The organism is Nocardia beijingensis NBRC 16342 (genome assembly GCF_001612785.1).
In the GTDB taxonomy this organism is placed as follows: domain Bacteria; phylum Actinomycetota; class Actinomycetes; order Mycobacteriales; family Mycobacteriaceae; genus Nocardia; species Nocardia beijingensis.
On sequence record NZ_BDBC01000037.1, the window covers coordinates 1 to 14442 of the forward strand.

17 protein-coding genes and 1 pseudogene are annotated in these 14442 nt (G+C 68.9%); 12 read left to right on the forward strand and 6 right to left on the reverse strand.

Annotation, left to right across the window (positions count from 1 at the left end):
* Positions 1-700 (forward strand): annotated as a pseudogene (locus tag NB3_RS21225) (hypothetical protein); the annotation flags it as partial.
* A gap of 143 nt (positions 701-843) precedes the next feature.
* On the opposite strand, the gene NB3_RS21230 reads toward NB3_RS21225, so the two are convergent.
* Genes NB3_RS21230 through fabG form a run of 4 tightly spaced genes read right to left on the reverse strand, consistent with a single transcriptional unit; the run spans position 844 to position 4600 of the window.
* Positions 844-2118: an ABC transporter substrate-binding protein gene (locus NB3_RS21230; RefSeq protein WP_067806231.1), complete on the reverse strand. Its 1275-nt coding sequence runs from the start codon at positions 2116-2118 to the stop codon at positions 844-846.
* Complete coding sequence (locus NB3_RS21235) at positions 2115-2936, reverse strand: carbohydrate ABC transporter permease (protein ID WP_067806234.1); 822 nt, start codon at positions 2934-2936, stop codon at positions 2115-2117. Before NB3_RS21235 ends, NB3_RS21230 begins: the two co-directional genes overlap by 4 nt.
* The gene (locus NB3_RS21240) at positions 2926-3792 is read right to left on the reverse strand and encodes a carbohydrate ABC transporter permease (protein ID WP_067806236.1); all 867 of its coding nucleotides are present in this window, start codon (positions 3790-3792) and stop codon (positions 2926-2928) included. Before NB3_RS21240 ends, NB3_RS21235 begins: the two co-directional genes overlap by 11 nt.
* A 55-nt stretch (positions 3793-3847) precedes the next feature.
* On the reverse strand, positions 3848-4600 hold the full coding sequence (fabG, locus tag NB3_RS21245; protein ID WP_067806240.1) for a 3-oxoacyl-ACP reductase FabG: 753 nt from the start codon (positions 4598-4600) through the stop codon (positions 3848-3850).
* A gap of 161 nt (positions 4601-4761) precedes the next feature.
* Between fabG and NB3_RS21250 the strand changes: the two genes are divergently transcribed.
* Entirely contained in the window at positions 4762-5238 is a 477-nt protein-coding gene (locus NB3_RS21250) for an SRPBCC family protein (protein ID WP_067806242.1), read from the forward strand.
* A gap of 178 nt (positions 5239-5416) precedes the next feature.
* Positions 5417-5974 (forward strand): TetR/AcrR family transcriptional regulator, encoded by a 558-nt coding sequence (locus NB3_RS21255; RefSeq protein ID WP_067806243.1) that lies wholly within the window; start codon positions 5417-5419, stop codon positions 5972-5974.
* Positions 5975-6135: 161 nt separating this feature from the next.
* Here NB3_RS21255 and NB3_RS21260 read toward each other — a convergent pair whose 3' ends face one another.
* Both NB3_RS21260 and NB3_RS21265 read right to left on the reverse strand, forming a co-directional pair.
* Positions 6136-6318, reverse strand: coding sequence for a hypothetical protein (locus NB3_RS21260; RefSeq protein ID WP_067806245.1), 183 nt, complete (start codon positions 6316-6318; stop codon positions 6136-6138).
* Positions 6319-6508: 190 nt separating this feature from the next.
* On the reverse strand, positions 6509-7066 hold the full coding sequence (locus NB3_RS21265; protein WP_067806248.1) for a peptide deformylase: 558 nt from the start codon (positions 7064-7066) through the stop codon (positions 6509-6511).
* Between the two features lie 46 nt (positions 7067-7112).
* Between NB3_RS21265 and NB3_RS21270 the strand changes: the two genes are divergently transcribed.
* From NB3_RS21270 to NB3_RS21310, 9 genes are all read left to right on the forward strand, one after another.
* Positions 7113-7661 carry a PadR family transcriptional regulator gene (locus tag NB3_RS21270; protein WP_067806251.1) on the forward strand — a complete coding sequence of 183 codons (549 nt, stop codon included), beginning with the start codon at positions 7113-7115 and terminating at the stop codon, positions 7659-7661.
* A 194-nt stretch (positions 7662-7855) separates the two neighbouring features.
* A complete protein-coding gene (locus NB3_RS21275; protein WP_067806253.1) occupies positions 7856-8056 on the forward strand; it encodes a hypothetical protein in 201 nt (66 codons plus the stop codon).
* A gap of 420 nt (positions 8057-8476) precedes the next feature.
* A complete protein-coding gene (locus NB3_RS21280; RefSeq protein ID WP_067806257.1) occupies positions 8477-9718 on the forward strand; it encodes an oxygenase MpaB family protein in 1242 nt (413 codons plus the stop codon).
* Between the two features lie 274 nt (positions 9719-9992).
* Positions 9993-10187, forward strand: a complete 195-nt coding sequence (locus tag NB3_RS21285; protein WP_067806260.1) for a hypothetical protein — start codon at positions 9993-9995, stop codon at positions 10185-10187.
* Positions 10188-10200: 13 nt separating this feature from the next.
* The gene (locus NB3_RS21290; RefSeq protein WP_067806263.1) at positions 10201-10614 is read left to right on the forward strand and encodes an SRPBCC family protein; all 414 of its coding nucleotides are present in this window, start codon (positions 10201-10203) and stop codon (positions 10612-10614) included.
* Positions 10615-10636: 22 nt separating this feature from the next.
* Positions 10637-11389 carry a helix-turn-helix transcriptional regulator gene (locus NB3_RS21295; protein ID WP_067806265.1) on the forward strand — a complete coding sequence of 251 codons (753 nt, stop codon included), beginning with the start codon at positions 10637-10639 and terminating at the stop codon, positions 11387-11389.
* Positions 11390-11436: 47 nt separating this feature from the next.
* Entirely contained in the window at positions 11437-12339 is a 903-nt protein-coding gene (locus NB3_RS21300; protein WP_067806267.1) for a sterol desaturase family protein, read from the forward strand.
* A gap of 214 nt (positions 12340-12553) precedes the next feature.
* Positions 12554-13768 carry a sensor histidine kinase gene (locus NB3_RS21305; protein WP_067806346.1) on the forward strand — a complete coding sequence of 405 codons (1215 nt, stop codon included), beginning with the start codon at positions 12554-12556 and terminating at the stop codon, positions 13766-13768.
* Positions 13765-14442, forward strand: coding sequence for a response regulator transcription factor (locus tag NB3_RS21310; protein ID WP_067806269.1), 678 nt, complete (start codon positions 13765-13767; stop codon positions 14440-14442). The genes NB3_RS21305 and NB3_RS21310 overlap by 4 nt, the downstream gene beginning before the upstream one ends.

Below are 14442 nucleotides of genomic sequence, written 5' to 3' on the forward strand. Positions count from 1 at the left end.
CGCGCTCATGCTGCGGGCTCGTCCCCGGCCGTCCCGCGGCCGGCGGATGGCGCTTCCGGTCCGGCCGCTCGCGGTCGGGGTGACGGCGGTGTTCGTCGTGAGCAGTCTCTGGTCCACCTGGACGTTCGTGCGATCGTGGCGGGTCGGCCCGTCCGAAACGTACATCACGACCGTGCGGTCGGCGCTGCGCGCGTGGGACGGCGTGCCCCTGCTCGAGCAGGAAGTGCCGTGGAACGTGTTGAACCCGATGGCCTATCCCCAGAATCTGACCAGCAGCGTGCTTGCGCCCGTAGCCGCCCCCGGCACATTCGCGGTCTCGACACCACACTTGCGCATGATCACCGACGACGGTGCCATCGTCGACGCCGCCGTCTGGTGGAACCGGGCCATCCTCTCCGGACCCGAGCCGGGCTGCGGGTACCGCGTCGACGGAGCCCGATCGACGCTGCTGCGCCTCGACGGTCCCATGCTCGCGAACAAGTGGACCGCGCAACTGAACTATGTGGCAAGCCGGGACGGGCGGGTGAGCGTCGCTATGGAACACGGTGAAGCGGTGTCGGCGCCGGTCCGGAAGGGGCTGAACACCGTGTTCGTGCGACTCGTAGGTAGTGGGTCGGCACTGCGCATCTCCGCCGATACCCCCGGTCTGGACCTGTGCGTCGGCGTCGGACCGGTCGGCGTCGCGTCGTACGACAACTGAGCCGTCGACGCCCGGCAAGCCCGTGGATCGACGTGACCGGGTCCAAGACGTTTCGTGCGACCGCTGAGTCGAAGCCGCTTCGGTGCGGTTCGCCGCGTCGCCTTCCCACGCTCACGCGCCGCGGCCGGCGCGTGAGCGCTCACTCAGTGCTCCGCGACGGCGGCCTCGGCCGCGGCGCGGGCGCGCGACAGCCCCTCCGGCACCGGAATCCGGCCGAGATACATCTCGGCGAGGATCGGGTCGACGGCGCGCAGCGCGGCCGAGAAGCCGGGACCGCCACCGGAGGAGATTCGCGGACCGCGCAGCACGTCGAAGAACGGAGAGACGTCCACCCCCTTCCCCGCCCAGTGATCGCGATAGCGCTGCTGTTCGGAGACGACCGCGGGGATGGCGGCTCCGCCCTCGGCCAGATGGCGATTGCCCGCGCCACTGCCGAGCCAGGCCAGCACCCGGCGCACCGCCTCCGGATGACGGGTGGCCGCGTTCGCCGCGACGCCGATCGCGTTGTTCGTGCTCACCCGCCCCGCCGGGCCCGCGGGCAGCAGCGCGACGCCCCATTCGAAGCGGGCCTGTGCTGTGATCTGCGCGAGACTGAACGTCCCGGACTGCAACAGCGCAAGTTTGCCCTGTAAGAACGCGTTTTTCGCGAAGTCGGGGTTGGTGTTGGTGTCCGCGGGCGACGGTGCGAGCCCATCGGCGATCAACCGCACCACATAGTCGAACGCGGCGACGCCCTGCGGGCTGTCGAAGACGAAGCGACCGTCGTCGTCCTGGAAGCGTGCTCCGTTCGAGCCCAGATACGGCAGCTCGATGGACTGGAAGTCGTGACCGGCGTTGTATGCCCACGGCGCGACCGCCGCCAGCCTGCGCAGCAGCGGGCGCAGGGTGTCCTCGCCACTCGGACTCCACCGCGCCGCGCTCAGCTCGGTGGGATCGATGCGCGCGGCGGCGAGCAACTCGCGGTTGTAGTACACCGCGGTCCCGGCATCGACGAATTGCGGTACGGCCCACAGCTTCCCGGCACGGGTGTACTGCGCGACCGCCGAGGGATCCCACGCTCTCGCGGCATCGGGACCCAGCGCCGCCCCGATGTCGAGCAACCGGCCCGCGTCGGCGTAGTCCTCGTAGAGATTGGTCCAGAACAGATCGTCGGCGGTGCCACCGGCCACGTCCAGGCGCAACTTCTGCTGGTAGGACGACCACGGCACCACCGTGATCCGCACCGTCACGTCCGGATTCGCCTGTTCGAACTCCGCGAGCGAGGCACGGTAGGCGGGCACGAGGCTCTCGTCCCAGATCCGCAAGCCCACCACGGTGCGGCCGGACCCGTCGCCGTCGCGCCCGAGCCACAGGGCCGCCGCGACCAGGAGCGCCGCGGCGAGGGCGAGGGCGAGCACCACGCGGGTCGAGGTCCTCATTTCACGCCCGTCCACGCGATCGAGCGCAGCACCGGCCGCTGGCAGATCACGAACAGCACCACCAGCGGCGCGATGGCCAGCGTCGTGGCCGCCATCACCAGGGTCCACTGCGCGTTGTAGCGGGTCTGCAGATTCGCCGTCGCCACCGTCAGCACCTGCCACGAGCGGCCGCTGCTCGCGACCAGCGGCCACATGAAGTTGTTCCACTGCGAGACGATCGTGATGAGCGTCAAGGTCGCCAGCACCGGCCTGCTCATCGGCACCATGACGTGCACGATGATGTCGAGGGTGTTCGCGCCGTCCAAGCGCGCCGCGCCGATCAGCTCCTGCGGAATCGCGCGAAAGTACTGGCGCAACAGGAAGATCGCGTAGGGCGAGCCGAACACGAACGGCAGCACCAGCGCCCAGAACGTGTTCAGCAGCTCCAGCCGCGCGAACATCAGGTACAGCGGGATGAGGGTCACCATCGGCGGCACCATCATGGTGCCCAGATACATCCAGAACAGCGCATCGCGGCCGGGGAACTCGGTGCGGGCGAAGGCATACGCCGCCAGCACCGAGGTGACCAATTGGCCGCCGGTGACGAACACCGTCATCAGCGCGGTCACCAGCACCGCACGCCCGAACCCGTAGTCGAGCACGGTCCGGAAATTGTCGGCGGTGGCCGGATGCGGAAGGGCCAGCGGCGATCCGGTGGCGAACTGCCCTGGTGTCTTCACGGCGGTGAGCGCGCTGAGCAGCAGGGGCGCCACGGTCAGCAGCGCTCCGGCCGAGAGCACCGCGTAGGCCGCCGCCGAACGCAGCCGATCAGATCTCATACGTGGTCCGATCCCGGAAGTAGCGGTGCTGCGCCACGGTGATCGCGAACATCACCGCGAACACCACCAGCGCCATGACGGCGGCGCGGCCGGGACGCGCCGCGTCGAACGCCTCGGTGAAGATCCGCATCGCGAGCACATCGGTGCGGTCGCCCGGTCCGCCTCTGGTCAGCGCGTACACGGTGTCGAAGGTCTGGAACGCGGTCAGCACGCCGGTGACCAGCACGAAGAACATGGTCGGCCGCAGCAGCGGCAGGATCAGCCAGCGGATCCGGCGCCATCCGGTGGCGCCGTCCAGCGCTCCGGCGTCGAGGATCTCGCCCGGGATCGCCCGGATTCCGGCCACGAAGAACAGCGCCACGTATCCGAAGTTCGCCCACACGCTCACCGCGGCCACCGACGGCAGCGCCAGCGCCGGGTCCGACAGCCATTCGACGCGCCTGCCGAGCGCGGCGTTGACGGCGCCGCCGGTGGGAGCGAACATCCACTGCCACACCACGCCGACCGCCACCGGCGCGCACATCCACGGCAGCGCGTACATGACCCGCAGACTCGTCGCGCCGCGCCGCCGGGCCAGCAACGCCGCGACCGCGAAACCCAGCGCCGTCTGCGCGGGCACCACGATCGCGGTCAACGCCAGCGTCACGAGCATGGCGTGGCCGAACGCGGCGTCGCCGAGCACGGACCGCCAGTTGCGCAGCCCGACGAACTCCATCGGTCCCAACAGGTTCCAGCTGTGCAGGCTGAGCCAGGCCACCACCAGAATCGGCAACACCAGGAACGCGCCGACGCCGATCAGGCTCGGCAGCAAGAGAACATAGCTCGTCACGCCGCGACGAGCCCCACGCCGGTTCATGTGCTGCGACGTTACCGCCCCCGCCCGCCCCGGCACGGCGGGCGGGGGCCGGTCGTCAGTTGGTCGGACCGCCCGCCACGTAGATCACCTGGCCGGAAACGAAACCGGCGCCCTCGCTCACCAGGAACGAGGCGGTGTGCGCGATGTCCTCGGGCGTGCCGACGCGCTGCACGGGAATCTGCGCGGCGGCGGCCTTCTGGAAATCCTCGAAGGAGACGCCGACGCGCTCGGCGGTGGCGGCGGTCATGTCGGTGACGATGAATCCGGGCGCGATGGCGTTGGCCGTGACGCCGAACTTGCCCAGCTCGAACGCCAGCGTTTTGGTGAAGCCCTGCAGGCCGGCCTTCGCCGCCGAGTAGTTCACCTGGCCCCGATTGCCCAGCGCCGAGGTGCTGGACATGTTGACGATCCGTCCCCACTTCTGCTCGACCATGTGCTTCTGCACCGCGCGGGTGAGCAGGAAGGCGCCGCGCAGGTGCACGTTCAGCACCGCGTCCCAGTCGGCGACGCTCATCTTGAACAGCAGGTTGTCGCGCAGGATCCCCGCGTTGTTGACCACGACGGTCGGCGCGCCCAGTTCGCCCTCCAGCTGTGCGACGGCGGCGGCGACCGACTCCTCGTCCGACACGTCGGCGCCGAGCGCGACGGCCCGGCCGCCCGCCTCGGTGATCGCGCCGACCGTGTCGGCGCAGGCGGCCGCGTCGAGGTCGAGCACCCCGACCCGAAGCCCGTCCGCCGCCAAACGCTTGGCGATCGCCGCACCGATCCCTCGTGCGGCGCCGGACACTACTGCAACTCGCTCGCCCATGAGCGCGTCCCTTCGTCGATCGGATATCGGGTCGGATCAGTCATACCGCACCGATCGGGATGCCCTGGCGCGGATCGGTCGTCGAATCGCCGCCGGGGAATTAGCGCAGACCTCGAGCAGAAGGCTTGCCCGGTTCTCGACCCGGATGCTTCGATCGGCACGTGACCGACCAGAACGAGGTTCCCCGTATCGTCAGCGCCAGCCGTGAGATCAACGCGGGTCAGGCGGAGATCTTCGAACTCATCGCCGACCCCGCCGAGCAGCCGCGCTGGGACGGCAACGACAACTTGGCCGAGGCCGCGGCGGGGCAGCGGGTGCGGGAAGCCGGAGCGGTGTTCAGCACCACCCTGACCAACGGGGCCGTGCGCGACAACCACGTGGTGGAGTTCAGCGAGGGCAGCCGCATCGCGTGGCGTCCGTCGGAACCGGGAAACCAGCCGCCGGGCCACCTCTGGCGCTGGGAGCTGGAACCGGTGGGCGAGGGCCGCACCCGCGTCACCCACACCTACGACTGGACGTCGCTCACCGACGAGAAGCGTCAGGTCCGCGCCCGCGCGACCACCGCGGACAAACTGTCGGCCTCCCTCGACCGGCTCGCCGAACTGGCCGAGCGGCAAGCGGTTTCGCCGCCACAGTAGCCCGCGGTCCCGCCAGCGGTGGGCAGGAACCGGGACCGGTCGTCGACAACGTCGCCCCTGGCCCGCACCGGGTGTCGGTGTGGTGCCCGAACGGGGGCACGAGCACGCACGACGTGGTGGTTCCAGGCTGAGCGGCGCGCTGCGGGCCGGTCGGCGACAGTCCGGTAACCTTGCCCCAATGACCTCGCCACGCCGTGGGAACAGGGGGCCGAAGGCGGCGGCCGGCAATCGAGCGGCCTTGGTCCAAGCGGCGCGAGAGGTCTTCGCCGACAGCGGGTTCGACGCGCCGTTCAGCTCCATCGCGCGGGCCGCCGGAGTGGGGCAGGGCGTGCTCTACCGGCACTTCCCCACGCGTGAGAGCATCGCGCTGGCGGTGTTCGAGGAGAACATCGATGGCATCGAGGCGCTGGCGGCCGATCCCGCGGTCACCGTCGACGATCTGCTGGCGATCATGGTCGAGCAGATCACCACCTCGGCGGCGTTCATCGCGATGATCCATCCCACCAACACCGACGACATGCGCCTGTTCGAGGTGGCGCGACGGCTGATCACCCTCATCGGGGAGAAGCTGGAGGATCCGCGCCAGCGCGGCACGATCAGCGCCGACATCACCACCGCCGACGTGGTGCTGGCGTTGGCGATGCTGGCGGCAGTGCTGTCGAAGACCGACGCGCAGTCGAAGAAGGAGACCGCCCGGCAGGCATGGGCGTTGCTGGACCGCGCGCTGCGCGGTTGACGGCGCGGATCGTGACGTCCCCGTGCCGTACGTGGGCCGGGACGTGCACCGACGCCAGGCGGACACGGTAGGCCGCCGGACCGTAGCGGCCGGTTGTCGAACCGTGGCTGTTCGGCTTTCTCGGGACCGGCGCGCGGATGCCGGTCCCGCGTGTGGCGACCTCAGACACAGAAGCTGATACTGACCGGACCCAGCGGAACGTTGAGGCAGACCGCGACCGACCCGAGGGCGTTCGTCGTCGGTGCAGGTGACGCCGGTGCGGCCGAGGCCGCCGGGGCGAAGAGGGCCCCGATGGTCAGCGTGAGAGCGGTTGCGGCGATCGCTTGCGTGGCTTTGGTGATCATCGTGATGTCCTTGGCTGAGCGATTGGGCGATCCGAACCCGACCCGGCGACGACGATCCGAGGCAGGGGTGACTCTGCTCAGATCATCCGCCGATGCGGTGGTGGAGACAAGTCCTGGCGCCGGATACCCGGATGGTCGCGGTGGATACGCGGGGTGGGTCGCTGAGCCGGTGCGAGGCGCGAACGGCGGATCACGGCGTGTCCGTGCCGGGCAGCCAGCTGCGACCCGGGCGGGTCCATTGCCGGTCCTTGATCATGCGGCGGGCGGCTCGCCTGTTTCGTCCGATGAGGCGTTCGAGATAGAGCAGCCCGCCGAGATGATCGGTTTCGTGCTGAAGGCAGCGGGCGAGATAGCCGGTGGCCTCGACGGTGACGCGGCGACCGGTCACGTCGACGCCGGTGACCTCGGCCCGGTGCGCTCGCCCGGTGGGGTACCACTCACCTGGTACCGACAGGCATCCCTCCAAGTCGTCGTCGGGGTCCGGCATCGTCTCCGGGATCGGGGATGTCCGCAGGACCGGATTGATCACGTGCCCGCGGTGCCGTCGGCCCGCGTCGACGAGGTCGTAGACGAACACCGCTCGTGGGTCTCCTACTTGGTTCGCGGCCAAGCCCGCCCCGTTGGCTGCGGTGTTGGTGTCGAACAGGTCGTCGACGAAGGCGGCGAGGTCGTCGTCGAAAACGGTGACGGGGACCGCGGGCGTGGTCAGCCGCGGATCGCCCGCGATGAGGATCGGTCGAACAGCCATACTCGGCAGGGTACTCAAATACGAGTAGTCGTGTCAGACTGGATCGGTGAACGAGACCAGGTTGTTCGTCCTCGCCGCTCTCGCCAAACGCGGCCCGATGCACGGCCATCAGCTGCGCCGCGATGCTCGCCTCGACCGTGCCGACCTGTGGTCACGGGTCAAACCCGGGTCTCTCTACGGCGCCCTGCACCGGATGGCGGACGAGGGATTGATCCGGCCGCTGCGCACCGAGCAGGACGGCGCGCTTCCCGCGCGCACCGTCTACGAGATCACCGCCGAAGGGCGCAGGGAGCTGCGCGCGCTGCGCGACGAAGCCTTCACCGAAGTCGACATCCGGCCCGACCCCGTTGATCTCGCGCTGGCGGTCAGCGACGACCTCGACCGCGAACTGCTGCGCGGATACCTCGAGGACCGCCTCGCCGCGCTGCGGGCGCGACGCTCCCGGATCGAGCATCAGCTCGACCGCCGCTGGCCCGATCAGAACATCGCCGACGACCTCATCGTGGAACACGCCACCATGCGGATCCAAGCCGAGATCAGTTGGCACGAGAAGGTTCTCGGCGACATCGACAAGCTCGACGCACGCCGCTCGTGATCGCGGCGCAGGGTGGTTGCGCGCTGCTCGGGAACAGGAGCGGCGACGGGTGTTCGCGTAAGCGTCGACCGGACAGTTCTTTTCGATCGTGTGAAGAAGCGCCGAGGCCGATTCGAAGGCTGGGAGCCGGGTAGCGCCAAGACGTGGCGCGAAGAGCCACAGTCGGTTTCATCCGCTACCGAAAGGAGCAAGTGATGGCAGACCAGAACAACCCGGGCCAGTTCGGCAACCGTTCCGACACCGAGGAGCAGGCGCGTCGCGGCGGCCGGGCCAGCACCGGCAGCTTCGGCGACCGCAACTCCGCGGATCCGAGCGAGGCCGGACGTAAGGGCGCCGAAGCGCAGCCCAATGAAGCGAAGGTGCGTGGCGGACAGCACAGCCACAGCGGTCGCTGACCGCGACCGAACACGGGCCGGGCGGTACAACCGCCCGGCCCGTTTCGTTGTGCCGGGGCCCCGATCGCGGCGGGAAGACGGCACTGCCGCTGATAAGTGACTAGAGATTAGTTCCGAAAGACCGGAAAGTGGGTGCAGCGTTCCTGTCGCCTGGTCGGGCTCCAGCCCGGAGCCCGGCTTGCTGGACCTATGTCCGACTACAGCGAAGATGCTGATCATGTAGCAAGAACTGTGCGAGCAGGGCAGATGTCGGCCGTGGCGCGATCGGTACCGGGAAGTTGCGGAAAAGTCGGGACAACCGACGCCCGCGCTTGCTAAGTTAATGACTGTTCTTATCGCTGCGACGGCGATGAACGAGTGTCGCCGTTCCTTCGTCGCATCATCACGGCGGCGCTCGGCTCAATGAGGAGTGGCGCAGACATGGATGGATTCAGCAGGCGCGACGCGTTGAAAGCCGGCGGGGTGCTCGGCGCGTTCGGTGCCCTGGCCATGGTGACCCCGGCACGCGCGGAGCCGTGGACGTGGTCGCCGCAGGGTTCGGTGGCGGGCTACGGCGAAGGAGCCGATCCGCTCACCGTCTGGGACCCGGAGGCGGATCAGTTGGTCGCCTCCGTGATCGATCGAGGGGAGGTGCCGAGGGTCAACGAGTTGTTGCGCACCTGGACCGCGAACGGCCAGCCCCTGCCGGACGGATTGCCGGCGGATCTGCGCGACTTCATGGAGTACGCACGTCAGCTTCCGCCATGGGCGGATCGCGGCAAGCTCGCCACCGCCGTCGATTTCAACAAGAAGCGCGGACTGTATCTCGGCGTGCTCTACGGGCTGGCCAGCGGCATGATGAGCACGGTCATTCCCAAGGAGGCGCGCGCGGTCTACTACTCCAAAGGCGGTCACGACCTGAAGGACCGCATCTTGAAGACCGCCAAACTCGGTTACGACATCGGCACCGCGAATGCTTACGGCCCCGACGGCGAGATGGTCGTGACCTGCGTGAAGACCCGGCTGGTTCATGCCGCCGTTCGTCACCTGCTGCCGCAGTCCCCGCACTGGGTGTCCTCCGCCGAGGAGGACATTCCGATCAGTCAGAACGACATGATGGTCACCTGGCACAGCTTGCCGACCACCGTCATGAAGCATCTGACCGCGTGGCAGGTGCCGATTCCCCCCGCCGAGTCGGAGGCGTTCCTGCATTCCTGGCAGGTGGGCGCGCACATGCTCGGGATTCGCGACGAGTACATTCCCAACTCCTGGGCAGAGGCGAACTCGCAGGCCGCGCAGGTGCTCGATCCGATCCTGGCGCCGACGCCGGAGGGCGCCAAACTGGCCGACCGCCTGCTGCGTCTCGGGGCCAACCTCGACTTCACCGTCCTCACCAAACCGGTGCTCGGCTCCTTCACCCGCTTCCTGCTCGGCGACCGCATCGCCGACGGGCTGGCCATCGCCAGGGAGCCGGTCTGGGACCCGCTGCTGCGGTTGAGCTGGGGGCCGTTCATCGCCGTGCGGGAAGGGCTGCTGCCCGTGGTGCCGCTCGCGCCCGACGCCTACTGGCTGTTCGACGAATTCCTCCGCAGGGCGGCGCTGCTGTATCTGGCGGAATTGCGGATGCCGATCAGCATCGAGATCCCGACCATGAATCGAGACATGAGTCAGCCGCCGCGCTGAGTCGCCTGACGCCGATGCGCTCCCTCTGGAGTGCATCGGCGATAGCTGGTAAGTTACTCGACATTCTTTGGAGTAGATTGACGAGATGGGTGAGACCTCCCGGTATGGGCCGGTCGGTGGCCGGTCGGAGGGAAATCGAACGGCGCCACCCATCCTAAGTTATGAGGAGTTCCGCAACGTGAGCCATAGGACGCCCGGTTCGCCGCATGGCTCGACCGCCTGGCGATCGATGTCCGGGGGTGGCGCGGAGCGTGCCGAACGAACAGCGGCCGACATGACGAATCCGCAGCGCATCCGACACATTCATATCGAATCCGGCGCGTTGGTCCTGGACTACCGGGCATGCGCGGAACAGGCCAGAAGCGTGGCCGCCGACTTGGCGCACAGCCATCCGGAGCTGATCGTCACGATCGACGACGACGTCCACGTCGAGCTGCCGGAGTTGCCTTGCGGCGATCTGTGGCGGTGATAACGTCGGCCCCATGACGGCGATTCGCCATGAGATCGTGATCGGCGCTTCGCCCAGCCACATCTGGGATGTCGTGCGTGATGTCGGCGCCGTGCATCGACGCCTGCTCCCCGGGCGGGTGGTCGATACCCGCCTGGACGGCGCGGAGCGCCGGCTGACCTTTCCGGACGGGCACGTCATCCGCGAACTGATCGTTTCCATCGATGACGAGGCTCGCCGCTTGGCGTACTCGGTCCTCGAAGGCGCCCGGCCCGCGCTGGAATACCACCACGCTTCGTTCGAGGTTCGTGCCGAGGGGGAGCGCGGCAGGCTGATCTGGATCACTGACGTATTGCCGGAGTCGGCCGCGCCGGAAGTCCGCATTCGTACCGAATACGGCATCGCGGAGATGAAGCAGGCGATCGAGGCCGCCGCGGCCGAGTCGTAGCGGGCGGGGACCGGGAGGCGCCATGTGGCAGGGCACCGCGACGCTGTATCCGGGCAGACTGCTGTATTCCGGCCGGATCGGGAGCGCGCACCGCCATCATCACGCCGCGGCGCAATTGATCTTCAGTACCAGCGGTTCGGTCGGTCTGCGCGACGACACCGGCGGCTGCTGGGCAGGGCGAGCGGCGCTGATTCCTCCCGGCATTCCGCACGAAACCAGCGGCACGGCGACCGGATTGCTGATATTCGCCGATGCGCAATCGGCACTGGGGCGCGCGCTGACCGCGTGTGTTCAGCACACCGGAAGCGCCGTCGACTCGGTCGCCGCGTGGTCACGAGCCGCGCTTCCGTTACTGGATCTCGACGGCGGTGAGCGGGACCAGGAGCAACTGGCGCACGGTGCGCTGACGGCCTTGATCGGTGCTGCCGCTCCTACCGGCGCGGCCCGGCACCCGGCGCTGCGCGACGCGCTCGAACTGCTGCCGGACCTGCTGAGCGGCCCACTGCGTTTGGCCCAGCTCGCCGCCGCGGTCGGATTGTCGGCGAGCCGTCTCGGTCATCTGTTCCGCGCCGAACTCGGGTTGGCGTTCCCGCCGTACCTGCGGTGGGCGCGCCTGCGACAGGCGATGGACCACGCCCGGCGCGGCGGCACGCTGACCGACGCGGCGCATGCCGCCGGCTTCGCCGACAGCGCACATCTCACCCGAGTCTGCCGCGAGATGTTCGGCCTCACGCCCTCCGAACTCGCCGGTGCCGTCACGCTGGTGCGGTCGTAGCGGATCTGTTCAAGCGTCACGGGCTCGCGGAACCCACGCTGAACGGCATGCATACCCTGGTTCGCTACGGCTACGTGCCGTTCATGCTCTTGGCCGTCAACGGCGCCGCCCTCGCCGTCATCGCCTCCGGTGCCGGCAAAGTGTGGCTGCTGCCGCTGCTGGTGCTCGCGATCGCCGTATCGTTCGCCGCCGAACGGATCCTGCCCTACCACGACGACTGGAACCGCGCCCACGACGACGGCCCCCGCGACACCGCGCACGCCGTGGTCAACGAACTGCTCACGCTCGGCGGCGTGGCGGCGCTGCCGCTGATGGCCGCGCTGATTCCCGCCGCCGATGTCTGGCCCCACCGGTGGCCCTTCGCGATCCAAGTGCTGGCCGCCGTCCTGGTCGCCGACCTCGGCATCACGCTGACCCACTTGGCCAGCCACAAGATCCCCGCGCTGTGGCGGTTGCACGCCGTGCACCACAGCGTCGAACGCGCCTACGGCTTCAACGGCCTCATGAAACACCCGCTGCACCAGACCTTGGAGACGGTCGCCGGTGTCACCCCGCTCGTGCTGCTCGGACTGCCTACCACGGTGGCCGCCGCCCTCGCCTTCACTGTGGCGGTGCAACTGCTGCTGCAACACTCGAACGTCGACTACCGCGTAGGCCCGCTGCGTACCGTGCTCGCGCTCAACCAGGCACACCGGTTCCACCACTTGAAATGGGCGGGCATCGGCGACGTCAACTTCGGACTGTTCACTTTGATCTGGGATCACCTGTTGCGCACGTACTCCTACGACCCGGACCGCCGCTTCACCAGCGACGATCTCGGCATGGCCGCCAAACCGCACTATCCGAGCGGCTACCTCGCCCAACTCGTCGAACCCTTCCGGCCCAGCGGCGCGTGCGGGGCCACGAAACCCGCTCAGCGCTCATTGCCCGCGCGCAGCCAGGCGATGTAGTCGGCGGTCGCGCTTGTCGACACCTCAACCACTTCTGCGAATGGGCAGGCATTCGACAGCGAGCGGCGGCCGATGCGCGAGGCTGAGTCGGCTGCGGCGCGCCGCTGCCTACGCGCATCCGCGTAGGAGATCGTGATCGGCTGCGTCGGTCGTCGTAGTCGATCGCGCATCCGGTCAGGAGCGCGAGCGCTCGCGGATGCCGTACGCTCACGGCATGGTTCAGCAGGCGGCGGCACGACGGCTGTCCGCCTGGGTGTCGAGTCGGCCCGCCTGGTTCCCGGATGTTCTGCTGGCGCTGTTCGTCACCGTGATCCAGGTGCAGAGTGCCGCGATACCGGTGCCGTTGGAACCGGCCTACACGCCGGTGTCGGGTTTCGGCTATGTGCTGCTGATCGCCAGCGGCCTGGCCGTCGCGGCCCGCCGTCGGCAGCCGGTCGCGGTGTTCGCGGTCACGGCGGCGGCCAGCCTGGTCTATTTCGGTCTCGGCTTCCCCGACCGGCTTTCGTATCTCGGCCTCTTCGTCGCCCTGTACACCCTGGCCGCCTACGGGGACGGGAAGCGGTCGCTGCTGATCGCAGGCGCGGGCATCACGGCGTTGTCCGTCGGCTGGTTGATCGCCGCCGCCGATGTGCAGCCGCTGGTGGCCATCGGGTGGGTGTTCTTCCGGATCGGCGCGTCGGTGATCAGCACGATCCTCGGTGAATCCGTCCGATCCCGCCGGGTCATCGCCGCCGACGCGCAGGAACGCGCCGAACTCGCCGAACGCTCCCGCGACGAGGAGGCAAGGGCGCGGGTCGACGCCGAACGGCTGCGGATCGCCCGCGAAGTGCACGACACGGTCGCCCACGCGATCGCCATCATCAACGTGCAATCCGGCGTCACCGCGCACGTGCTCGACAAGCGACCGGAACAGGCCAGGGAAGCCCTGCGCACCATCGAGCAGACCAGTTCGCGGGCGCTGCGGGAGATGCGCGCGATCCTCGGCGTACTCCGCGACGGCGACGAGCGCGAGCCCTATCCGGGGCTCGGCCAGATCGACGAGCTCGTCGGTAAGGCCCGCGACGCCGGGCTCGACATCGCTTTCGAGCAGACGGCCGCGGTGACGCCGCTGCCGAGCGCGGTGGGCAGCGCCGCGTATCGCATCGTGCAGGAGTCGATCACCAACGTGATCCGGCACGTCGGCCCGACCAAGGTGAGGGTGGCGCTCGAACCCGGCATCGACGCCGTGCGGATACGGGTGGTCGACGAGGGTCGCCGCGATGCCGCACCCGTTCGGATCGACAGCTCCGCCACGACCGGACGCGGCATCGCCGGGATGCGCGAACGCTGCCGGTTGCTCGGCGGTGAACTCGACGCGACGCCGCGCCCGGAAGGCGGGTTCGAGGTCACCGCGCGCCTGCCCCTGACACCGGTCGGGACGCGCTTGTGAACTCGGCACCACCGATCAAAGTCCTGCTCGCCGACGACGAACGCCTGGTCCGTTCCGGCTTCAAGGTGCTGCTCGACCTGGAGGACGACATCACGGTGGTCGGTGAGGCCACCACCGGCGCGGAAGCCGTCGAACTCGCCCGCGCCACCCGCCCCGACGTCGTCCTGATGGACATCCGCATGCCCCGACTGGACGGCATCCGCGCCACCGCGCAGATCGCCGAGGGCAACGGGATGGAGCGGGTGAAGGTGCTCATCCTCACCACCTACGACACCGACGAGAACGTCTTCGACGCGTTGCAGGCCGGTGCGAGCGGGTTTCTGCTCAAGGACGCGGGACCGGCCGAACTCTTGCACGCCATCCGGGTGATCGCCGCCGGTGACGCGCTGCTCGCGCCGCGGATCACCCGGCGGCTCATCGGTCAGTTCACCGCGCGGCGGCGGGCCGCCAAGTCCGCCGAGGACCGGCTCGCCGTGCTGACCGACCGTGAGCGCGAAGTACTGGCGCTGGTGGGGGAGGGCATGAGCAACGACGAGATCGGCGCCGCGTTGTTCCTCAGTCCCGCCACCGCGCGCACCCATGTGAGCCGAGCGATGGTGAAACTGGGCGCGCGCGACCGAGCCCAGCTGGTCGTGATCGCCTACCAGACCGGGCTGGTGGAGTTCTCCTCGTAG